This window comes from Pseudomonas sp. Hz4, from assembly GCF_054898165.1.
Genome location: NZ_CM142719.1, coordinates 1,863,870 through 1,885,703 on the forward strand (window position 1 = coordinate 1,863,870; position 21,834 = coordinate 1,885,703).

Sequence of the window (21,834 nt, forward strand, 5' to 3'; positions counted from 1 at the left end):
GAATGCTCATGGACACCAAATTGCTCGATATCCTCGCTTGCCCGGTCTGCAAAGGCCCGCTCAAGCTCAGTGCCGACAAAACCGAGCTGATCAGCAAGGGCGCAGGTCTCGCTTACCCGATTCGCGACGGCATCCCGGTGATGCTCGAAACCGAAGCCCGCACCCTGACCACCGACGAGCGTCTGGACAAATGACCACAGCCTTTACCGTTGTCATTCCATCGCGTTACGCCTCCACCCGCTTGCCGGGCAAGCCGCTGCTGCTGATCGCCGGCAAGCCGATGATCCAGCACGTCTGGGAGCAGGCGAGCAAAAGCAGTGCCGAGCGTGTTGTGGTCGCCACTGACGACGCGCGCATCGTTGAGGTGTGCAATGCGTTTGGTGCTGAAGTGGTGCTGACCCGCGAAGATCACAATTCCGGTACTGATCGTCTGGCTGAAGTCGCCGCGAAACTGGGCCTGGCACCGGACGCCATTGTGGTCAACGTTCAGGGCGACGAACCGTTGATCCCGCCGAGCGTGATCGATCAGGTGGCTGCCAACCTGGCCGCTCACACCGAGGCGCGCATGGCCACGTTGGCCGAGCCGATCGAAGACGTCGAAACCCTGTTCAACCCCAACGTGGTCAAGGTTGTCAGCGACCTCAATGGCCTGGCGCTGACCTTCAGTCGTGCCACGTTGCCGTGGGCCCGGGACGCGTTTGCCAAAAGCCGCGAGCAATTACCGGAAGGCGTGCCGTATCGTCGCCACATCGGCATTTATGCCTACCGCGCCGGTTTCCTGCATGACTTCGTCAGTTGGGGCCCGTGCTGGCTGGAAAACACCGAATCCCTGGAACAGCTGCGTGCCCTGTGGCACGGCGTGCGGATCCACGTCGCCGATGCGCTGATCGCACCGCCCACGGGCGTCGACACCGTTGAAGACCTCGAGCGCGTTCGTCGCCTGCTGGAGGCCTGATGCGGGTTTTGTTCGTCTGCCTGGGCAACATCTGCCGTTCACCCACGGCGGAAGGTGTGCTACGACACAAACTGCGCGAAGCGGGGCTGGCCAATCAAATCGAAGTCGCCTCCGCCGGCACCGGTGACTGGCATGTCGGCAAGGCCCCGGACAAGCGCAGCCAGGCTGCGGCGAAACTGCGCGGGTATGACCTGTCCGTTCAGCGCGCCCAGCAAGTGACCCGTGCGGATTTCGCCACCTACGACCTGATTCTGGCGATGGACAACAGCAACCTGCGCAACCTCAAGGCCCTGCAACCGGCCAAGGGCAAGGCCGAGCTGGATCTGTTCCTGGGTCGCTATCAGTCGGAAATCGATGAAGTGCCGGATCCGTATTACGACGGCGACCATGGCTTTGAGCAGGTGCTGGACCTGATCGAGCGCGCCAGTGATTTGCTGGTGATCGAATTGAAGGGACGGTTATGAGTTTGCAGGTACAAGCCCAGGTTTCGCTCAAACCGTTCAACAGTTTTGGTGTCGACGTTCAAGCCCGATTATTTGCCGAAGCCCAAAGCGATGCCGACGTGCGTGAAGCCCTGGCCTATGCGGCGGAACATGACGTTCCTTTATTGGTGATCGGCGGGGGCAGCAACCTGCTGCTGACGGCCGATATCCAGTCGCTGGTGCTGCGCATGGCCACGCGCGGGATTCGCATCCTGAGTGATGACGGCAGCAAGGTCGTTATAGAAGCCGAGGCGGGCGAGCCTTGGCATCCGTTCGTGCAACACACGCTGGCGCAGGGTTTGTCCGGTCTGGAAAACCTCAGTCTGATCCCTGGCACCGTCGGTGCGGCACCGATGCAGAACATCGGCGCCTATGGCGTGGAAATCAAGGATGTTTTTGCCGGCCTGACGGCTTTGGATCGCAAGAGCGGCGAACTGCGGGACTTCACCCTGGAAGAATGCAACTTCGCCTACCGCGACAGCCTGTTCAAACAGGAACCGGGGCGCTGGTTGATCTTGCGGGTACGATTCATCCTGGACCGCGCCGCGCACCTGCATCTGGAGTATGGCCCGGTTCGTCAGCGCCTGACTGAGCAAGGCATCGATCACCCGACCGCCACCGACGTCAGCCAGGCGATTTGCAGTATCCGCAACGAAAAGCTCCCGGACCCCGCGGTGCTCGGTAATGCCGGCAGCTTTTTCAAAAATCCGTTGGTGCCCGTCGCGCTAGTCGCACAACTCAAGGCGCAATTCCCGGACCTGGTGGCCTACGCGCAACCCAACGGACAAATGAAATTGGCGGCGGGCTGGCTGATCGAACGGGCCGGCTGGAAAGGTTTCCGTGACGCCGATGCCGGCGTGCATAAACTGCAGGCGTTGGTGCTGGTCAACTACGGCAACGCAACCGGTCTGCAATTGCTGAACCTGGCGCAACGCATCCAGAAAGACATCTCGGAACGTTTCCATGTCGACCTGGAAATGGAGCCCAATCGGTATTGAGGCTAAGCTTTCAAGACTGATTTCAAAGCCCTGCACACGTTCAACTGTGCAGGGCTTTTTTGTTAATGCTGAGTTAACTTAGCCACCTAACGATGCAAACGTTTGCTCCACCAAAGGCCCGATGCAGACGCTGTCGTCCGCATAAGAGAGCCTCATTAGCCTGAGCCGATCTGCGTGAAGCCAACCGCCAACCCTTGGCGGCAGATTGCTCGACCCCATAACCAATAACTATGCGGGCGTGCCCATGATTACCCTGAAGCTTAATGGTCAAGACCATCAACTCGATGTCACCGAGGACATGCCGCTGCTCTGGGCGATCCGCGACGTGGCCGGTTACAACGGCACCAAATTTGGCTGCGGCATGGGCCTGTGCGGCGCCTGCACCCTTCATATCGAAGGCGCTCCAGCGCGCAGTTGCATCACACCGATCGGTTCGGTCATTGGCCAGAACGTCACCACCATCGATAACCTGCACGCCGACCCGGTCGGGCAAATCGTTCAGCAAGCCTGGCTCGACACCGCCGTGGCCCAGTGCGGTTTCTGCCAAGGTGGGCAGATCATGTCCGCCACGGCGCTACTCAAGACCAACCCCAACCCCAGCGACGAACAGATCGAAGAGGCGATGGTCGGCAATATTTGCCGCTGCGGCACTTACAACCGCATCAAAACCGCCATCCGCCAGGCATCCACTCACTTGAAGGAGGCCAAGGCATGAGCCAGTTACCGAATGATTTTGCGCTGAGCAACCTCAGTCGCCGTGGCTTCCTCAAAGGCGCCAGTGCGACCAGTGCGCTGGTGCTGGCCGCGAGTTGGGGCTGGCAGGATGTTTTCGCTGAAGAAGAGAAGAAATTCGGCGCCGACGGCATGCCCCACGGCTGGATCGATGATCCGAAGGTGTACATCAGCATCGCCGCTGACGGCAGGGTGACCGTGGTCTGCAACCGTTCGGAAATGGGCCAGGGTGTGCGCACCAGCCTGACGATGGTGGTGGCCGATGAGCTGGATGCGGACTGGGCGATGATGCAGGTGCAGCAGGCGCCGGGCGACGAAGTGCGCTTCGGCAACCAGGACACCGATGGTTCGCGCAGCATGCGCCACTGGTACGAGCCGATGCGTCGCTGCGGTGCTGCCGCAAGGACCATGCTCGAACAAGCGGCTGCCGAACAGTGGAAAGTGCCGGTCAGCGAATGCCATGCACAGTTGCATAAAGTCATCCATAAACCGACCGGTCGTGAGCTGGGTTACGGTGCCCTGGCCGCCGCTGCCGGTGCGCTGGCAGTGCCGGCGCGTGACAGCCTGCGGCTCAAGCAGCCGTCGGAATTTCGCTACATCGGCAAGGAAGGGTCCAAGGCTATCGACGGTGCCGACATCGTCAATGGCCGCGCCATTTACGGTGCAGACGTACACATCGACGGCATGCTCTACGCCACCATAGCGCGCCCAGCGGTGTACGGCGGCAAGGTCAAGTCCGTCGACTCCAGCGCCGCGATGAAAGTCCCGGGCGTGATCAAAGTCATCCAGATCGAAGATCGTCCGCTGCCATTGGAGTTTCAACCGCTCGGCGGCGTGGCCGTGGTGGCCAGCAACACCTGGGCCGCGATCAAAGGCCGCGAGGCGCTGAAAATCGAGTGGGATGATGGCCCTCATGCCAGTTACGACTCGATTGCCTACCGCAAGGAACTGGAAGCCGCGTCCCTCAAAACCGGCAAAGTGGTGCGCAATACCGGCAACATCGACGAGGCCATGGGCAGCGCCGACAGCACGCTCGAAGCGTCCTATTACCTGCCGCACCTGACGCAAGCGCCTATGGAACCGATGGTCGCCATCGCCCGCTTCAAGGACGGTGTGTGCGAAGCCTGGGCCCCAAGCCAGGCCCCCCAAGTTGCCCGCGAACGCATTGGCGAACGCCTTGGCATTGCGTTCGATAACGTCAGCTTTAACGTCACCTTGCTGGGCGGCGGTTTCGGTCGTAAATCCAAACCGGACTTCATCATCGAAGCTGCGATCCTTGCCAAGGAATTCCCCGGCAAGGCTGTGCGGGTGCAATGGACGCGTGAAGACGACATCCACTGTTCCTACTTCCACACGGTGTCGGCCGAATACCTGAAGGCCGGCCTGAACAAGGACGGTCTGCCGTCCGGCTGGTTGCACCGCACCGTGGCGCCGAGCATCACCGCGCTGTTTGCGCCGGGCATGAACCACGAGGCGGCCTTCGAACTGGGCATGGGCTTTACCAACATGGCTTACGCGATCCCCAACGTGCGCCTGGAAAACCCGGAAGCGGCGATTCACACGCGAGTTGGCTGGTATCGCTCGGTGTCGAACATTCCTCACGGTTTTGCGATTCAGAGCTTTGTCGATGAACTGGCGCACAAGGCCGGCCAGGATCCGCTCAAGTACCAGATCAAATTGCTCGGCCCGGACCGGCAGATCGATCCGCGCACCTTGAGTGAAGAGTGGAACTACGGCGAATCGCCCGAGCGCTATCCGATCGACACTGCACGTCTGCGCACGGTGTTGGAAACTGCTGCCAAAGCCGCCGGTTGGGGGCGTGAAATGCCCAAGGGCCGAGGCTTGGGCCTGGCGGTGCATTACAGCTTCGTCACCTATGTGGCCGCGGTGCTCGATGTTGAAGTCAAAGACGACGGCACGCTGATCGTGCACAAGGCCGATATCGCCGTGGATTGCGGTCCGCAGATCAACCCCGAGCGGATTCGTGCGCAGTTCGAAGGCGCCTGCGTCATGGGCCTGGGCAACGCGGTGCTGGGGGAAATCAGTTTCAAGGACGGCAAGGTTCAGCAGGACAACTTCCACATGTACGAAGTGGCGCGCATGTCTCTGGCACCCAAGGAAGTTGCGGTTCATCTGGTCACACCACCGGGCGTAGTGCCGTTAGGCGGCGTCGGTGAACCGGGCGTGCCGCCGATTGCGCCAGCGTTGTGTAACGCAATTTTTGCCGCCACGGGCAAGCGCATCCGCGACCTGCCGGTTCGCTATCAGCTGCAAGGTTGGCAGAAGGCGCAGGCCTGATGGACAGCGTCGATCTGAATGTCCTGCGCAGCGTGCTGGAATGGCGCCGCGCCGGTCAGCGAGTAGTGTTGTACAGCGTGGTCCAGACCTGGGGCACCGCGCCTCGGGCGCCTGGCGCCATGCTGGCCTTGCGTGAAGACGGTGTGGTGATTGGCTCGGTGTCCGGCGGATGTGTCGAAGACGATTTGATTGCCCGGCTGCACGACGGTCGTATTTCAGCCGTTGGGCCGCCGGTGCAGTTGATCACTTACGGCGTCACCCGTGAGGAGGCGGCACGCTTCGGTTTGCCGTGCGGCGGCACCTTGCGCCTGACCGAGGAGCGAGTCGGCGACCCAGCTTGGGTCGCCGAGTTGCTGGCGCGTTGTGAGGCGCATGAAATCGTTGCGCGAGCGCTGAATATCGAGACCGGTGAAGTGGTTTTGCAACCGGCCAACAAGGCTGATGTGCTGGCGTTTGACGGGCAGACCTTGCGCGCCATCTACGGCCCGCGTTGGCGCTTGTTGCTGATCGGCGCCGGGCAACTGTCCCGTTATGTCGCCGAGATGGCGCGGCTGCTGGATTTTGAAGTGCTGATCTGCGACCCACGCACCGAGTTCGTTTACGGCTGGGAAGAGCAACACGGGCGATTTGTCTCGGGCATGCCCGATGAAGCGGTGCTCACCATTCAAACCGACGAGCGCACGGCAATCGTCGCACTGACCCACGATCCTCGACTGGATGACATGGCATTGCTCACGGCCCTGGACTCCCAGGCGTTTTATGTCGGTGCGCTGGGCTCGCGGGTCAACAGCTTGAAGCGCCGGGAGAACCTGGCTCAGCTAGGCTTGTCACAGCAGGCCATCGAGCGGTTGCATGGCCCGATCGGTTTGCACATTGGCAGCCACACACCGGCGGAAATCGCCTTGTCGCTACTGGCCGAAATCGTGGCGATCAAGAACGGCGTCGAACTGAAGCAGCAGAAGCTGTTGCAGGAGGTCGTATGAGTGAACCTATCGGCGTCATCGTGTTGGCAGCGGGGCAGGGCAGTCGGTTTCGACAGATGGCGGGGGCTGACAAGGACAAGCTGGTGGCGGATTGTACGGGGCGCGATGGGGCTGTTCGTTCAGTAATAGAGCAAGTGCTGGTGAATTTGCCGGCCTCCCTTGAGAAGCGCGTCCTGGTCACCACCGACGATCGACCGCCAGTGATCCGCATGGCCAAGGCTTTTGGCTGCGAGATTGTGCTGATCAAGTCGACGGGGATGGGTGACAGCATCGCGGCCGGGGTGGCGGCGTGCCCACAGCTCAGTGGCTGGCTGATTGTGCTGGGGGATATGCCGTTCATCCTTGCGTCGAGTATTGAGCGTGTGGTGGCGGGGATTGCTGATGACGCCGTCAGTGTTCCGGTGTATGGGGGTGAGCACGGGCATCCGGTGGGATTTGGGCGCAGCTTTGGTCCGGCGTTGATGGCATTGACCGGTGATCGTGGGGCCAAGGCGTTGTTTGCGTCGGCGAGGGTAGTCGAGGTGGCGGGGGACGATCCAGGGGTGTTGTGGGATGTGGATGTGCCAGAGAAGTTGCTCTTCAAATAAGCGCAAATCCAATGTGGGAGCGAGCTCGCTCCCACCGGGAATCGGTGTGATGTCACGGGTATAAAAAAGCCCCGCCTGGATCACCAGGCGGGGCTTTTTAGTGGCCGATGGAATCAGACGAGGGGTTTAGGCTCGTGTTCTTTTTCCAGGGCTTGTTCGTGTTGCTCGACGGCTTCCTGTACGGAGCGCGGCGCTTCTTCGATGACCGACTCAGCAGCAGGAGCAGCTTCGACCACTTCAGCAACAACCGGTGCAGGCTCGACAGCGACAACCGCTTCAACGGGTGCAGCAGCGGCAGTCAGTTCGGCTTCCTTCTGCAGACGCTCGGCTTCACGCTGGCGACGACGCACTTCACGCGGGTCATTCGGCGCACGGCCACTTGGCGTCAGCGCGCTGACAGGGGCGGCTTCGACTTCCGGTGCAGCCACTTCGGCAACAACCGGCGCTTCAACTACCGGGGCGGGCTCGGCAGCAGCAACCACTGGCTCGGACACCATGGCCTCAGCTTCTGGCGCTTCTGGCGCTTCGGCGGCGGCTGGCTCGGCAACCCAGTTGAACGCGGTTTGCTCTTCGCGAACTTCACGGACAGCTTCGGTCACTGTTTCGGTTGATGTTTCAACAACCGGTTCTGCGGCAACCACTGGCTCAGCGGCAGCTTCAAATACAGGCTGTGCTTCACGAACCGGGGCCACTTCGATTTCCGGAGCAGCGGTGGATTCGACCGGAGTCGTTGCTTCAACCACTGGCGCTTCCACTGGAGCAGTTTCCTGGGTGGCAGCAGTAGCGCGTTCGGCTTGCTCGTTAGCCTGTGCTTCGGCTGGGGCGCTGATCACGGTGCTGGCAACGGCTGCGGTAACAGCCAGGCCGGCGGCCAGATCGGCAGCGCTTGGCGCTTCGTCGGTTTCGGCAGCTTCGTTACCTTCGGCGGACTCGGATTCTTCCGAACCTTCGATCACATTACCGTTGGCATCGCGCTGACGCTCACGACGGTTGCTGCGACGACGCTGGCCACGGGAGCGGCGGCGTGGACGATCGCCTTCGGCGTTGTCCTGACCGTCTTCCTGCAGTTGCTCTTCGCTGGTAATCAGCTCTTCTTCAGTTACTGCGGCAGCGGCTTGTTCGGCACGTGGCTGACGTTCTTCACGCGGTGGGCGTGGAGCACGTTCTTCACGTGGCTGGCGAGCTGGACGCTCTTCAGCGGTAGCAGCGGCGACCGGAGCGCCATCCAGAGGCTCGCGCAGTTCACGAACCGGACGCTCTTCACGATCGCCACGTGGCTTGCGATCTTCGCGCGGAGCGCGCGGTGCACGTTCTTCACCGCGCGGTGCACGTTCTTCACGAGGGGCGCGTGGAGCGCGTTCTTCGCGGGCTACTGTTGGAACTGCTGGAGTTTCTTCGCGTGGTTCACGTGGTGCGCGTTCTTCACGCGGTGCACGTTCCTCACGAGGCTTGCGTTCTTCATCGCGGCGACCGTTACGGTTGCGGCTCTGTTGACGACCATTGCGACGCTCTTCGTTGCGGGCCGGACGCTCGGCGGTTGGTTTTTCAACCACAACCGGAGCAGCAGGCTCTTCCTTGGTCGCAAACAGGCTGACCAGCGACTTCACCAGGCCTTTGAACAGGCTTGGCTCTGGCACGGCGACCGGTGCTGCAACAGGTGCGGCAGCGACGACTTCGGCTGGAACCGGAGCGTTGGCGCGGGCCGGTGCAGTCTTGACCGCGGCTTCCTGGCGAACCAGGGTGCGGGTTGCAGCGGCAGGCTGGACTTCTTCGACGTCGGCAGCGGCAGCAGCGATTTCGTAGCTGGACTGATTGATGCTGGCTTCCGGGCTGTCATCGCGCAGACGCTGAACTTCGAAGTGCGGCGTTTCGAGGTGATCGTTCGGCAGTATGACGATGCGGGCACGGGTGCGCAGTTCGATCTTGGTGATCGAGTTGCGTTTTTCGTTGAGCAGGAACGCAGCCACCGGGATCGGCACTTGTGCGCGAACTTCGGCGGTGCGGTCTTTCAGGGCTTCTTCTTCGATCAGGCGCAGGATCGCCAGCGACAGCGATTCAACGTCACGGATGATGCCGGTGCCGTTACAACGCGGGCACACGATGCCGCTGCTTTCGCCCAGCGATGGACGCAGGCGCTGACGGGACATTTCCAGCAGGCCGAAGCGCGAGATGCGACCGACTTGCACGCGAGCGCGGTCGGCTTCCAGGCATTCGCGGACTTTCTCTTCCACGGCGCGCTGGTTCTTGGCAGGGGTCATGTCGATGAAGTCGATGACGATCAGGCCGCCGATGTCGCGCAAGCGCAACTGACGGGCGATTTCTTCGGCGGCTTCAAGGTTGGTCTGCAGGGCGGTTTCTTCGATGTCGCTGCCTTTGGTGGCGCGCGCCGAGTTGATGTCGATGGACACCAGGGCTTCGGTCGGATCGATAACGATGGAGCCGCCGGAAGGCAGTTCAACGACGCGCTGGAAGGCGGTCTCGATCTGGCTTTCGATCTGGAAACGGTTGAACAGCGGAACGCTGTCTTCATACAGCTTGATCTTGCTGGCGTACTGCGGCATCACTTGGCGGATGAAGGTCAGGGCTTCGTCCTGGGCTTCAACGCTGTCGATCAGCACTTCGCCGATGTCCTGGCGCAGGTAATCGCGGATGGCGCGGATGATCACGTTGCTTTCCTGGTAGATCAGGAACGGCGCGGAACGATCCAGCGAGGCTTCTTTGATGGCGGTCCAGAGTTGCAGCAGGTAATCGAGGTCCCACTGCATTTCTTCGCTGCTGCGGCCCAGGCCGGCAGTGCGAACGATCAGCCCCATGTCGGCTGGCGCAACCAGGCCGTTCAGGGCTTCACGCAGTTCGTTGCGCTCTTCACCTTCGATGCGACGGGAGATACCGCCGGCACGCGGGTTGTTCGGCATCAGCACCAGGTAACGACCGGCCAGGCTGATGAAGGTGGTCAGGGCGGCGCCCTTGTTGCCACGTTCTTCTTTTTCGACCTGAACGATGACTTCCTGGCCTTCGCTCAGGACGTCCTTGATGTTGACGCGGCCTTCGGGGGCTTTCTTGAAGTATTCGCGGGAGATTTCTTTGAGGGGCAGGAAGCCGTGGCGCTCAGAGCCGAAATCGACAAAGGCAGCCTCAAGGCTTGGTTCGATGCGAGTAATCCGGCCTTTATAGATGTTGGCCTTTTTCTGCTCGCGGGCACCGGATTCGATGTCCAGGTCGTAGAGGCGCTGGCCATCTACCAGTGCAACACGCAACTCTTCGGGTTGGGTTGCGTTAATCAGCATTCTTTTCATGTAGTACCGTCGGTTTCCGGGCTGCCGGAAACGGCGTTCGGCACACACGACTTCTCATGGTCGGTGTCAGGTGCGTCAGGAGTGGTTGGACACTCCAGTGTCTAGCGAACTCCGGCCAATTGGGCCGGCGTCGCGACGTACGCGTCCTGCTTGCTGTGGCTACTTAAGCACTCAGTCAGGAGGAGGAATCAACCAGCGGCTGTGGACGAGATGAAGCGTCTTGATAAAGCCTATTGCTACACAGTCCAGCGGTTGTGCATCTCCACCCTACACGTATCCCTGATAATTCGGGTGCTGCCGCGCGCAGAATCCGCAGCGGGTTGGCATTTACCGTGAGCTCCGAAAGGGGAGGTCACGCATCATGGCTAATTTAGGCGTTGTTTCCGAAGCGTTCGCTCGGGGTCGTTCGTAGCTGACTGCACTTTGTGAACTGGCCGTGAATATTTGCTCGCAAGGCGAGTGAAAACTCTGCTTTGCGGCATGCTTCAGGCCTCATGTCACCTGCGCTCGTTACAACTGCAAACTCTACCGTTTCGTAGCGAAAGCCCCGTAGGACGGCCTCTCGTCCTCGTGAATTGCGTTGGTCAGGGCCGGTTTTTGACCGTTAGTCCGCTGTCCAGGCCACTTTTGGCGGCGTTCGCGACTATAGCAGCAATGATTAAGTGCTTCAATTCCATAAAAAATTGTTATCATCCGCGCTATGACGACTACTGCCCCTTCGACCCCAGCCGTACAACTGCTGGAGGTCTCGCCGGAATATGCCGGCCAACGTATTGATAACTTCCTTCTCGCTCGGCTCAAAGGCGTGCCCAAGACCTTGATTTACCGCATTTTGCGCAAGGGTGAAGTGCGGGTGAACAAAGGTCGTATCAAGCCCGAATACAAGCTGCAGGCGGGCGATATCGTGCGCGTGCCGCCGGTTCGCGTGCCTGAGCGAGACGAGCCGGTACCGCTGGCCCAAGGCCTGCTGCTGCGCCTCGAAGCCTCGATTGTCTTCGAGGACAAGGCGCTGATCGTGATCAACAAGCCTTGTGGTATCGCGGTTCATGGCGGCAGCGGCCTGACTTACGGGGTGATCGAAGCCTTTCGTCAATTGCGTCCGGATTGCAAGGAGCTCGAGCTGGTTCACCGTCTCGACCGTGACACCTCCGGGCTGCTGATGATCGCCAAGAAGCGCAGCATGCTGCGTCACTTGCACACGGCATTGCGCGGTGATGGCGTTGATAAGCGCTATATGGCGCTGGTTCGCGGTAACTGGGCGGCCTCGATCAAGCAAGTTCGTGCGTCACTCGGCAAGAGCAATCTGCGCTCCGGTGAGCGCATGGTCGAGGTCGACGAGGAGGAGGGCAAGGAGTCTGTGACCGTGTTCAAGGTCCTGCGTCGTTTCGGCGATTTTGCCACCCTGATCGAAGCCAAACCGATCACCGGCCGGACTCACCAGATCCGCGTCCATACCCTGCACGCCGGTCATTGCATCGCTGGTGATACAAAGTACGGCGATGAAGGTTTCAGTAAAGAAATTCGTGACCTGGGCGGCAAGCGCCTGTTTCTGCACGCCTACATGCTGACCGTGCCGCTGCCCGATGGCGGTGAGCTGAAATTGCAGGCGCCGGTGGATGAGATGTGGGCTAAAACCGTGGAGCGCTTGAGTGCACCCCTCTGATTACAAACTGCTGATTTTCGACTGGGACGGCACATTGGCTGATTCCATTGGTCGGATAGTCGAGGCCATGCATGTCGCGTCCGAGCGCTCCGGATTTCAGTTGTGTGATGATTTTGCCGTCAAGGGCATCATCGGTCTGGGCTTGCCGGAAGCGATTCGTACCTTGTACCCGGAAATTGGCGATGGCGAGCTGATCGCTTTTCGCGAGCACTACGCCGCTCACTACATTGCATCAGAAGCTGTGCCTTCGCCGTTGTTCGAAGGCGTTGTCGAGTCGATGGAGGCGTTTCGTGCCGAGGGTTATCACTTGGCGGTCGCAACCGGCAAGGCTCGTCGCGGGCTGGATCGGGTGCTGAAGTCTTACGGCTGGGAAGATTACTTCAACATCACCCGCGCCGCCGACGAAACCGCCAGCAAGCCCCACCCGCTGATGCTGGAGCAGATCCTCGCCCATTGCGAGGTTCGCCCGGAGCAAGCGCTAATGGTCGGCGATTCGTCCTTTGACTTGCAGATGGCACGCAACGCCGGCATGGACTCCGTGGCAGTCAGCTATGGCGCTCAATCGATCGAGGCGTTGAAGCTGTTCGAACCGCGGCTGGCCATTGATCGTTTTTCAGAATTGCATGCCTGGCTGAGTCAGCGGGCTTAATACGTTTTTGCTGGGGTAGAAGTCATGACCGACGAATGGAAGGCGCCCGCCAAGGCGAGCGCAGAGAGCGGTGACGAGAAAAGCTGGAAGCTGCTGGAAAAGACCCTGCTGGCCGGCGTGCAGGAGCAGCGCCGGTCCCGTCGCTGGGGAATTTTCTTCAAGTTACTGACCTTTGTGTACCTGTTGGGTGCGCTGGTCCTGTTCACGCCGTTGATGGACATGGAGAAAGCCGCCACTCGCAGTGCCCATTACACCGCGTTGATCAACGTGACCGGCGTGATCGCCGACAAGGAGCCTGCCAGCGCAGACAACATCGTCGGCAGTCTGCGTGCAGCCTTCGAGGATGAGAAGGTCAAGGGTGTGATCCTGCGGATCAACAGCCCGGGCGGCAGTCCGGTGCAGTCGGGTTATGTGTATGACGAAATTGTCCGTCTGCGTGGCTTGCACCCGGATATCAAGGTGTACGCGGTGATCTCGGACCTTGGGGCTTCCGGTGCTTACTACATCGCCAGTGCGGCCGATCAGATTTACGCCGACAAGGCGAGTCTGGTCGGTTCCATTGGTGTGACAGCGGCCGGTTACGGCTTTGTCGGCACCATGGAGAAGCTCGGTGTCGAGCGTCGGACTTACACGTCGGGCGAGCACAAATCGTTCCTCGATCCGTTCCAGCCGCAAAAGCCTGAGGAGACTCGGTTCTGGCAGGGCGTGCTGGATACGACACACCAGCAGTTCATCAATAGCGTGAAAAAGGGCCGTGGCGACCGTCTCAAGGACAAAGAGCATCCGGAGCTGTTCTCCGGGTTGGTCTGGAACGGGGAGCAGGCGTTGCCGCTGGGCCTGATCGATGGTCTGGGGAGTGCCAGTTCGGTGGCGCGTGACGTGATCGGCGAGAAAGAACTGGTGGATTTCACCGTTCAGGAATCGCCGTTCGATCGCTTCTCGAAAAAGCTCGGTGCCAGCGTGGCTGAGCATCTGGCGATGTGGATGGGCTTCCAGGGGCCTTCGTTGCGCTGATTCTTCTGGCTGCATGAAAAACCGACCTTCGTGGTCGGTTTTTTTCATTCAGGGGATTTGCACGCCTTCGGCCAGCAGCATGTCGACCAGGCGAATCAATGGCAGGCCTATCAGGCTGGTGGCGTCAGGGCCTTCGGTGCTTTGAAACAGGCTCACCCCTAAACCTTCGGCTTTGAAGCTGCCAGCGCAGTCGTAGGGCTGTTCGGCGTGCAGGTAGCGTTCGATGCGCGATGGGTCGAGTGTGCGCATGTGTACGGTGAAGGGCACACAGTCGACCTGGCAGACGCCGGTCTGGCTGTTAAGCAGCGCGAGGCCGGTGAGGAAGGTCACGCGGGTGCCACTTGCAGCCAGCAGTTGCTCGCGGGCCTTTTCGAAGGTGTGCGGTTTGCCGATGAGCCGGTCGCCGAGCACCGCGACCTGGTCGGAGCCGATGATCAGATGAGTGGGGTGGCTGCCGGCCAATGCGCGTGCTTTTTCCTCGGCGAGGCGCTTGACCAGCTCGACGGCGGACTCGTCCGGGCGATGGCTTTCGTCGATATTCGGCGAGCTGCAGGTAAACGGTAGCTGCAAGCGGGTCAGCAATTCCCGGCGATAAACCGAGCTTGAAGCGAGTAATAAAGGCAGCATGCGCATCTCCAGAAGACAGGCGCGAATTCTAGCGGAGGCTTGCAAGTGACGGACAGGGCTGAATTTCCTTTGACATGGCTGGGTGCATCCCTATAATGCTGCGCCTATGTTGAATGACCCGATTCCACCTCACGTTGACCCGCGCAAATTGGCTGATCGTGGCACCACCCTTCAAGGTGAACTGCTGCTGGCCGATTTGGAGAGACTCTGCGACCCGCTTTCCGACACTGTCGGTACGGTGCAGGCTAAATTCGTTTTTGAACGAGATGAACGTAAGTCTGTGGTAATCCACAGCTTTATCGACACCGAAGTCAAAATGGTTTGCCAGCGTTGTCTTGAGCTGGTCACCCTGCCGATCCATAGCGAATGCAGTTATGCTGTGGTGAAGGAGGGTGCGAATACCCAGTCGTTGCCGAAAGGTTATGACGTGCTGGAACTGGGCGAAGATCCATTGGATCTGCAGTCACTGATCGAGGAGGAGCTTCTGCTCGCCTTGCCCATTGTGCCTGCTCATCATCCGGAAGAATGCCAGCAGCCGGCGGGTCTCGATGAGCCCGAACCGAGCGAGGACGAGGTAACGCGGTCCAACCCGTTCAGTGTATTGGCGCAGTTAAAGCGTGACCCAAACGTTTAGGAGTTAATCAATTATGGCTGTTCAGCAGAACAAAAAATCCCGCTCTGCCCGTGACATGCGTCGTTCGCACGACGCCCTGACGGCAAGCACTCTGTCTGTAGAAAAAACCACCGGTGAAATTCACCTGCGTCACCACGTATCGCCAGAAGGCGTATACCGTGGCCGTAAAGTGATCGACAAGGGCGCTGACGAGTAATCACTTGTCTGCTCAAGTCATCGCGATTGACGCAATGGGCGGGGACTTCGGTCCCCGCAGCATTGTTCAGGCCAGCCTTGCTTGCCTGTCTGCTACGCCCTCGCTGCACCTGACCCTCGTCGGTCAACCCTCTCTTCTTGAAGAATTACTCTCTGGCCAATCGGCTGTGGACCGCTCGCGCCTGTCGATTGTGGCGGCGTCCGAAGTCATCACCATGGACGAAAAGCCTGCCCAGGCCTTGCGCGGCAAGCCCGATTCGTCGATGCGTGTGGCGCTGGAGTTGCTGCGAGACGGCAAGGTCCAGGCCTGTGTCAGCGCCGGCAATACCGGCGCGCTGATGGCGTTGTCGCGGTTTGTGCTCAAGACCTTGCCGGGCATTGATCGGCCGGCAATGGTTGCGGCAATTCCGACACAGAAGGGTTACTGCCAGTTGCTCGACCTGGGCGCCAATGTCGATTGCAGCGCCGAGCATCTGTTGCAGTTCGCCGTGATGGGGTCGGTGGCGGCGCAAGCCCTGGGTATCGTTCGTCCGCGAGTGGCGCTGCTGAACATCGGTACTGAAGACATCAAGGGCAATCAGCAGGTCAAGCTGGCGGCCACGTTGTTGCAGCGCGCTCGCGGCATCAATTACATCGGTTTTGTCGAAGGTGACGGTGTGTACCGTGGCGAGGCGGATGTGGTGGTGTGTGACGGTTTTGTCGGCAATATCCTGCTCAAATCCAGCGAAGGCCTGGCGACTATGATTGCCGGGCGCATCGAAGCCTTGTTCAAGAGAAACCTCGCGTCGAAAGTGGTCGGCGTTTTGGCATTACCACTGATGAAGCGTCTGCAAGCCGATCTGGCGCCTGCGCGACACAACGGCGCAAGCTTCCTGGGTTTGCAGGGGATTGTGGTCAAAAGTCATGGTTCTGCGGGGGTTCAGGGCTTCCAGAGTGCGATTCAGCGCGCCTTGATCGAGATCCAGGAAAACCTGCCGGAACGCATTCATGGTCGTCTGGGGGATTTGTTGCTTTAGGCGTTTTCGTCGGACAATGCTTAAATGTGACCGCTCAGTTCAATTTGCCATCCAACTGTCAGTTTCTTGCGTTCCCCCAAACGGGACGTCAATTCTCCGACGACAAGATCATTAGGGGCTTGTTACATGTCTGCTTCCCTCGCATTCGTCTTTCCGGGACAGGGTTCGCAGTCCCTCGGCATGCTGGCCGAGTTGGGCGCGCAACATCCGGTTGTCCTCGACACATTCAAAGAAGCTTCCGATGCTCTGGGTTACGACCTGTGGGCACTGACCCAGCAAGGGCCGGAAGAGCAACTCAATCAAACCGATAAAACCCAACCGGCCATTCTGACCGCCTCGATTGCCTTGTGGCGTCTGTGGCTGGCTGAAGGCGGCGCGCGTCCGGCTTATGTTGCCGGTCACAGCCTGGGCGAATACAGCGCTTTGGTCGCTGCGGGCAGTCTGAGCCTGGGCGACGCGGTGAAGTTGGTTGAACGCCGTGGTCAGTTGATGCAGGAAGCCGTTCCGGCCGGGCAAGGTGGCATGGCCGCCATACTCGGCCTGGACGATGCTGATGTGCTGGCAGCCTGTGCCGAAGCGGCGCAAGGCGAAGTGGTCAGTGCGGTCAACTTCAACTCCCCTGGCCAAGTGGTCATCGCCGGTGCCAAGGCCGCGGTCGAGCGCGCCATCGAAGGCTGCAAGGCCCGTGGTGCCAAACGCGCCATGCCATTGCCGGTCAGCGTGCCGTCCCATTGCGAACTGATGCGTCCAGCGGCCGAGCGTTTCGCCGAGTCGATTGCAGCGATCGACTGGCAGGTGCCGCAGATCCCGGTGGTTCAGAACGTCAGCGCCAATGTGCCGGCCGATCTGGAAACCCTCAAGCGCGATCTGCTTGAGCAGCTTTACAAGCCTGTACGCTGGGTCGAATCGGTTCAGGCACTGGCCGCCAAGGGTGCTACCCAGTTGGTCGAATGCGGCCCTGGCAAAGTACTCGCCGGTCTGAACAAGCGTTGCGCCGAAGGCGTGTGGACATCCAACCTCAATACCCCCGACGCCTTCGCTGCCGCCCGCGCAGCGCTGGCCTGAATCAGGAGAAGCCTGCATGAGTCTGCAAGGTAAAGTTGCATTGGTCACCGGCGCGAGCCGCGGTATCGGCCAGGCTATCGCCCTGGAATTGGGTCGTCAGGGGGCCATCGTTATCGGCACCGCGACATCTGCCTCGGGTGCCGAGCGCATTGCCGCTACCCTGAAGGAAAACGGTATTCAAGGCACTGGCCTGGAACTCAATGTCACCAGCGACGAATCTGTCGCGGCAGTGCTGGCGAGCATCACTTCGCAGTTCGGTGCGCCGGCGATCCTGGTCAATAATGCCGGCATCACCCGCGATAATCTGATGATGCGCATGAAAGATGACGAATGGCATGACGTCGTCGATACCAATCTGAACAGTCTGTTCCGCCTGTCCAAGGGCGTTTTGCGCGGCATGACCAAAGCCCGTTGGGGACGAATTATCAGTATTGGCTCGGTTGTGGGTGCCATGGGCAACGCAGGCCAAGTAAACTACGCAGCCGCCAAGGCCGGTCTGGAAGGTTTCAGCCGTGCACTGGCGCGTGAAGTCGGTTCGCGTTCGATTACGGTAAACTCGGTGGCTCCTGGTTTCATCGACACCGATATGACCCGCGAATTGCCCGAGGCACAGCGTGAAGCCTTGCAGACGCAGATTCCGCTGGGCCGTCTGGGACAAGCTCAAGAGATCGCGTCTGTGGTCGCTTTTCTTGCATCCGACGGTGCGGCTTACGTTACTGGGGCTACAATCCCGGTGAACGGCGGGATGTACATGAGTTAAATGTGACGGGTTGCTTCAAAAAAATGTCATACGAGCTGTCTAAAATCCGTTATAAAGCTGCAATCTATTTATAGGCAGAGGGCCACCAGGTTTGAGGAGTGAAGCTTTCAGTTGAAAAACTGAAAAGTCTTTCTATACACTTACCCACTGGCCAGCTGCCTGAATTTGTCCATTAGGAGTGAAAACAAGGTATGAGCACCATCGAAGAGCGCGTCAAGAAAATCGTTGCTGAGCAACTGGGCGTTAAAGAAGAAGAAGTGGTCAACACTGCTTCCTTCGTTGAAGACCTGGGTGCCGACTCCCTTGACACCGTTGAGCTGGTGATGGCTCTGGAAGAGGAATTCGAGACCGAAATCCCTGACGAAGAAGCTGAGAAGATCACTACTGTACAAGCCGCAATCGATTACGTTACTAACCACCAGGCTTAATAGCTTGTAATCGTTGCTTGCTGTCATGGAAAAACCGCACTGCCTCATGGCGTGCGGTTTTTTCTTTAGGCCTGATGCAAAGTCGTCATTTGAAAAAGGAGAGTGCTGTGTCGCGTAGACGCGTCGTAGTCACCGGTATGGGTATGTTGTCGCCACTGGGCACGGATGTGCCGAGCAGTTGGCAGGGCATTCTGGCTGGCCGCAGTGGCATCGGTCTGATCGAACACACCGACCTTTCTGCCTATTCCACCCGTTTTGGCGGCTCGGTAAAGGGCTTCAATGTCGAGGAATACCTGTCGGTCAAGGAAGCTCGCAAGCTCGATCTGTTCATTCAATACGGTCTGGCCGCAGGTTTTCAGGCCGTTCGTAACGCCGGTCTGGAAGTCACCGACGCCAACCGTGAGCGCATCGGCGTGGCCATGGGGTCGGGTATTGGCGGACTGACCAATATCGAAGAAACCAGCCGCACGCTACATGATTCCGGCCCACGACGGATTTCTCCGTTTTTCGTGCCTGGCTCGATCATCAATATGATTTCCGGTTTCCTGTCCATCCACCTGGGTGCACAGGGACCTAACTACGCCATCGCCACTGCGTGTACCACCGGTACGCACTGCATTGGCATGGCGGCCCGCAACATCATGTACGACGAAGCCGACGTGATGATTGCCGGCGGTGCCGAGATGGCGGCTTGCGGTCTGGGTATGGGCGGCTTCGGAGCTTCCCGCGCACTGTCGACCCGCAACGACGAGCCGACCCGCGCCAGCCGACCATGGGACAAGGGCCGTGATGGCTTCGTGCTGTCCGACGGCGCCGGCGCTCTGGTTCTGGAAGAACTGGAACACGCCAAGGCCCGCGGCGCGACGATCTACGCCGAGCTGATCGGCTTTGGCACCAGTGGCGATGCCTACCACATGACTTCGCCACCGGCTGATGGTGCAGGTGCTGCGCGTTGCATCACCAATGCCTTGCGCGATGCCAAGATCAATGGCGATCAGGTTCAGTACGTAAACGCTCACGGCACCTCGACATCCGCGGGCGACCTTGCCGAAGCCTGTGCGATCAAGTCGGTGTTCGGCGATCACGCTTACAAGCTGGCGGTCAGTTCGACCAAGTCCATGACCGGGCACCTGTTGGGCGCGGCGGGCGCAGTCGAGGCGATCTTCAGTGTGCTGGCGATCAACAGTCAGGTGGCGCCGCCGACCATCAACCTTGATGAGCCGGACGAAGGTTGCGACCTCGATTTCGTACCGCATACTGCGCGCAATATGAATATCGATGTGGTGCTGTCCAACTCCTTCGGGTTTGGCGGTACCAACGGCTCGCTGGTGTTCCGCCGGTTCGCTGACTGATGGACAGTTGGGTCGACGGTCAGCCGGCTGACGCTTTGTCGCTGAAAGATCGCGGCCTGGCTTACGGTGATGGTCTGTTCGAGACCATTGCTGTGCGTAATGGCACGCCAGTGCTGCTGGATCGGCATCTGGTGCGTTTGATCAAAGGTTGCCAGCGGTTGGCAATTAATCTCGACCATGCGGCTGTGTGCACTGAGTTACTGACCTATGCCCAAGTGTTGGGCGAAGGCGTGGTGAAGCTCATCGTCACGCGTGGCGAAAGCGCACGCGGTTATGCGCCCGATCCTTCGGCTCAGGCGCGCCGCATTATGCTGGGCAACCCTCCTGCGGTTTATCCTGCTGCCAACGCGGAGCAGGGCGTTCGCCTGTTCCCCTGTGCGACGCGGCTTTCCAAACAGCCTCTGCTCGCCGGACTCAAACACCTGAACCGTCTTGAGCAGGTCATCGCCCGTTCCGAATGGCAAGACACCGATCATGCCGAAGGCTTGATGCTCGACCAGGCCGGGCGAGTCATCGAAGGCGTGTTCAGCAATCTGTTCCTGGTGCGCGATGGTGTACTGATCACGGCCGAACTCAAACGCTGTGGCGTGGCCGGCGTGATGCGTGCCGAATTATTGTTTCAAGCCGAGTCATTGGGAATCCCCACCCAAATCACCGACATCACCCTCGATCAACTGCAATGGGCTGATGAAGTCTTTGTTTGCAACAGCGTGTATGGCGTTTGGCCTGTGTGCGCCTATGCAGCACTGAGCTGGCCGGTTGGTCCGCTCACCCGTAAACTCCAAACTATTGCCCGCGCGCTACTGGATGCTTGATACGTGAGACGTAAATTCTTGCTGCTGCTGGAAACCGGATTGGTTCTGGCGGGGCTGTGTCTGGGGGCTTCGGCCTGGAAAATCCATTCGGCGCTGGAACAGCCGCTGAACATCACCCAGGAAGTACTGCTTGAAGTGCCAAAAGGCACGACACCCACCCGTACCTTATATCGACTCGAAGCCGACGGCGTCATCAAGGATGCTTTTTGGCTTCGCGTGTATTGGCGCTTCAATCTCGCCAAACAACCGCTGCACAAGGGCGAATACCGCCTGCAGCCCGGCATGACTGTCGAGGGCTTGATCGACCTGTGGAAACGCGGGGAAATGGTTCAGTACAGCCTGACCCTGGTCGAAGGCTGGAATTTCCATCAGGTCCGTGCGGCACTGGCCAAGGATGAAAAACTCGAGCAGACCTTGAACGGTTTGAGCGATAGCGAGGTGATGGACAAGCTCGGACACACCGGGATCTTTCCCGAAGGACGATTCTTCCCCGACACCTACCGCTTCGTGCGTGGCATGACTGACGTCGAGCTGCTGAAGAAAGCCTACGACCGCCTGGACGAAGTCCTCGCCAAGGAGTGGGGCCAGCGCTCGGCTGAGGTGCCGTACACCGAACCCTATCAGGCGCTGATCATGGCCTCGCTGGTGGAAAAGGAAACCGGTGTGCCGCAGGAGCGCGGGCAAATCGCTGGCGTGTTTGTGCGGCGCATGGAAATAGGCATGTTGTTGCAGACCGATCCGACCGTGATCTACGGCCTCGGTGATCGTTACAACGGCAAATTGACTCGCGCCCATCTAAAAGAAGCGACCCCGTACAACACCTACATGATTTCGGGCCTGCCGCCGACTCCGATCGCCATGGTCGGCCGCGAAGCGATTCATGCAGCGCTGAATCCGGTGGCTGGCAATAGCCTGTATTTCGTGGCTCGTGGTGATGGCAGTCACGTGTTCTCAAATGATCTGGACGCGCACAATAACGCTGTGCGTGAGTTCCAGCTCAAACGCCGCGCCGACTACCGCTCCAGCCCCGCGTCGACCACGGGGCCAGAGGCGACGGATGAGCAGGCGCCGATTCCGGCCGCATCGCCCGATACCGCCCCCGAGGATCTGCCGCAAGTGCCGCCGCAAGAGCCTGCTCAAGCGGCGCCACCCGAGCCGCAAGCGCCTGCCCAGGAGCCGTCACAGGCGCCGGCGCAAGAACCCGTTCAAGAACCTGCTGCTGCACCTGTGCCCGATCCGGATGCGACCGCGCCGCAAAGCCCGCAATGACTCTGACTAAGGACTG

Annotated in this window: 22 protein-coding genes; 20 read left to right on the forward strand and 2 right to left on the reverse strand. The window is 59.8% G+C overall.

Features of this window, described 5'->3' with window-relative positions; genetic code table 11:
* Positions 1-8: 8 nt before the first annotated feature.
* The 8 genes from ACYZTR_RS08375 (at position 9) to ACYZTR_RS08410 (ending at position 7,035) form a co-directional block, all read left to right on the forward strand.
* Positions 9-194 (forward strand): Trm112 family protein, encoded by a 186-nt coding sequence (locus ACYZTR_RS08375; protein ID WP_007945752.1) that lies wholly within the window; start codon positions 9-11, stop codon positions 192-194.
* Positions 191-955 (forward strand): 3-deoxy-manno-octulosonate cytidylyltransferase, encoded by a 765-nt coding sequence (gene kdsB / locus ACYZTR_RS08380; RefSeq protein ID WP_461977955.1) that lies wholly within the window; start codon positions 191-193, stop codon positions 953-955. Before ACYZTR_RS08375 ends, kdsB begins: the two co-directional genes overlap by 4 nt.
* The gene (locus ACYZTR_RS08385; RefSeq protein WP_461977957.1) at positions 955-1,419 is read left to right on the forward strand and encodes a low molecular weight protein-tyrosine-phosphatase; all 465 of its coding nucleotides are present in this window, start codon (positions 955-957) and stop codon (positions 1,417-1,419) included. Before kdsB ends, ACYZTR_RS08385 begins: the two co-directional genes overlap by 1 nt.
* Positions 1,416-2,435 carry a UDP-N-acetylmuramate dehydrogenase gene (gene murB / locus ACYZTR_RS08390; protein WP_461977959.1) on the forward strand — a complete coding sequence of 340 codons (1,020 nt, stop codon included), beginning with the start codon at positions 1,416-1,418 and terminating at the stop codon, positions 2,433-2,435. The genes ACYZTR_RS08385 and murB overlap by 4 nt, the downstream gene beginning before the upstream one ends.
* Positions 2,436-2,679: 244 nt before the next feature.
* Positions 2,680-3,150, forward strand: coding sequence for a (2Fe-2S)-binding protein (locus ACYZTR_RS08395; RefSeq protein WP_461977961.1), 471 nt, complete (start codon positions 2,680-2,682; stop codon positions 3,148-3,150).
* Entirely contained in the window at positions 3,147-5,465 is a 2,319-nt protein-coding gene (locus tag ACYZTR_RS08400) for a xanthine dehydrogenase family protein molybdopterin-binding subunit (protein ID WP_461977963.1), read from the forward strand. The genes ACYZTR_RS08395 and ACYZTR_RS08400 overlap by 4 nt, the downstream gene beginning before the upstream one ends.
* Positions 5,465-6,448, forward strand: coding sequence for an XdhC family protein (locus ACYZTR_RS08405; RefSeq protein ID WP_461977965.1), 984 nt, complete (start codon positions 5,465-5,467; stop codon positions 6,446-6,448). The genes ACYZTR_RS08400 and ACYZTR_RS08405 overlap by 1 nt, the downstream gene beginning before the upstream one ends.
* Positions 6,445-7,035 carry a nucleotidyltransferase family protein gene (locus ACYZTR_RS08410; RefSeq protein WP_461977967.1) on the forward strand — a complete coding sequence of 197 codons (591 nt, stop codon included), beginning with the start codon at positions 6,445-6,447 and terminating at the stop codon, positions 7,033-7,035. The genes ACYZTR_RS08405 and ACYZTR_RS08410 overlap by 4 nt, the downstream gene beginning before the upstream one ends.
* A gap of 113 nt (positions 7,036-7,148) precedes the next feature.
* Here the strand turns inward: ACYZTR_RS08410 and rne are convergent, their stop codons facing one another.
* The gene (rne, locus tag ACYZTR_RS08415; RefSeq protein ID WP_461977969.1) at positions 7,149-10,331 is read right to left on the reverse strand and encodes a ribonuclease E; all 3,183 of its coding nucleotides are present in this window, start codon (positions 10,329-10,331) and stop codon (positions 7,149-7,151) included.
* 700 nt (positions 10,332-11,031) lie between these two features.
* On the opposite strand from rne, the gene rluC reads away from it, so the two are divergent.
* The 3 genes from rluC to sppA are packed head-to-tail and all read left to right on the forward strand — an operon-like array spanning position 11,032 to position 13,657.
* The gene (gene rluC, locus ACYZTR_RS08420) at positions 11,032-11,994 is read left to right on the forward strand and encodes a 23S rRNA pseudouridine(955/2504/2580) synthase RluC (RefSeq protein ID WP_461977971.1); all 963 of its coding nucleotides are present in this window, start codon (positions 11,032-11,034) and stop codon (positions 11,992-11,994) included.
* Positions 11,981-12,643, forward strand: a complete 663-nt coding sequence (locus ACYZTR_RS08425) for an HAD-IA family hydrolase (protein WP_461977973.1) — start codon at positions 11,981-11,983, stop codon at positions 12,641-12,643. Before rluC ends, ACYZTR_RS08425 begins: the two co-directional genes overlap by 14 nt.
* Before the next feature lie 24 nt (positions 12,644-12,667).
* Positions 12,668-13,657 (forward strand): signal peptide peptidase SppA, encoded by a 990-nt coding sequence (sppA, locus tag ACYZTR_RS08430; RefSeq protein ID WP_449645207.1) that lies wholly within the window; start codon positions 12,668-12,670, stop codon positions 13,655-13,657.
* A 48-nt stretch (positions 13,658-13,705) separates the two neighbouring features.
* Here the strand turns inward: sppA and ACYZTR_RS08435 are convergent, their stop codons facing one another.
* Complete coding sequence (locus ACYZTR_RS08435) at positions 13,706-14,284, reverse strand: Maf family protein (RefSeq protein WP_461977975.1); 579 nt, start codon at positions 14,282-14,284, stop codon at positions 13,706-13,708.
* Between the two features lie 106 nt (positions 14,285-14,390).
* Between ACYZTR_RS08435 and ACYZTR_RS08440 the strand changes: the two genes are divergently transcribed.
* The 9 genes from ACYZTR_RS08440 (at position 14,391) to mltG (ending at position 21,818) form a co-directional block, all read left to right on the forward strand.
* On the forward strand, positions 14,391-14,918 hold the full coding sequence (locus tag ACYZTR_RS08440; RefSeq protein ID WP_004371317.1) for a YceD family protein: 528 nt from the start codon (positions 14,391-14,393) through the stop codon (positions 14,916-14,918).
* 13 nt (positions 14,919-14,931) lie between these two features.
* Positions 14,932-15,114 carry a 50S ribosomal protein L32 gene (rpmF, locus tag ACYZTR_RS08445; RefSeq protein WP_008152339.1) on the forward strand — a complete coding sequence of 61 codons (183 nt, stop codon included), beginning with the start codon at positions 14,932-14,934 and terminating at the stop codon, positions 15,112-15,114.
* A gap of 4 nt (positions 15,115-15,118) precedes the next feature.
* Complete coding sequence (plsX, locus tag ACYZTR_RS08450; RefSeq protein WP_461977977.1) at positions 15,119-16,129, forward strand: phosphate acyltransferase PlsX; 1,011 nt, start codon at positions 15,119-15,121, stop codon at positions 16,127-16,129.
* Positions 16,130-16,255: 126 nt separating this feature from the next.
* Positions 16,256-17,194 carry an ACP S-malonyltransferase gene (fabD, locus tag ACYZTR_RS08455; protein WP_461977979.1) on the forward strand — a complete coding sequence of 313 codons (939 nt, stop codon included), beginning with the start codon at positions 16,256-16,258 and terminating at the stop codon, positions 17,192-17,194.
* 16 nt (positions 17,195-17,210) lie between these two features.
* Positions 17,211-17,954: a 3-oxoacyl-ACP reductase FabG gene (gene fabG, locus ACYZTR_RS08460; RefSeq protein WP_282375706.1), complete on the forward strand. Its 744-nt coding sequence runs from the start codon at positions 17,211-17,213 to the stop codon at positions 17,952-17,954.
* Positions 17,955-18,145: 191 nt separating this feature from the next.
* Entirely contained in the window at positions 18,146-18,382 is a 237-nt protein-coding gene (acpP, locus tag ACYZTR_RS08465) for an acyl carrier protein (protein ID WP_003442511.1), read from the forward strand.
* A gap of 107 nt (positions 18,383-18,489) precedes the next feature.
* A complete protein-coding gene (fabF, locus tag ACYZTR_RS08470) occupies positions 18,490-19,734 on the forward strand; it encodes a beta-ketoacyl-ACP synthase II (RefSeq protein WP_282375707.1) in 1,245 nt (414 codons plus the stop codon).
* Positions 19,734-20,549 (forward strand): aminodeoxychorismate lyase, encoded by an 816-nt coding sequence (pabC, locus tag ACYZTR_RS08475; RefSeq protein ID WP_461977982.1) that lies wholly within the window; start codon positions 19,734-19,736, stop codon positions 20,547-20,549. Before fabF ends, pabC begins: the two co-directional genes overlap by 1 nt.
* Positions 20,550-20,552: 3 nt before the next feature.
* Complete coding sequence (gene mltG / locus ACYZTR_RS08480; protein ID WP_461977984.1) at positions 20,553-21,818, forward strand: endolytic transglycosylase MltG; 1,266 nt, start codon at positions 20,553-20,555, stop codon at positions 21,816-21,818.
* Positions 21,819-21,834 lie beyond the last annotated feature (16 nt).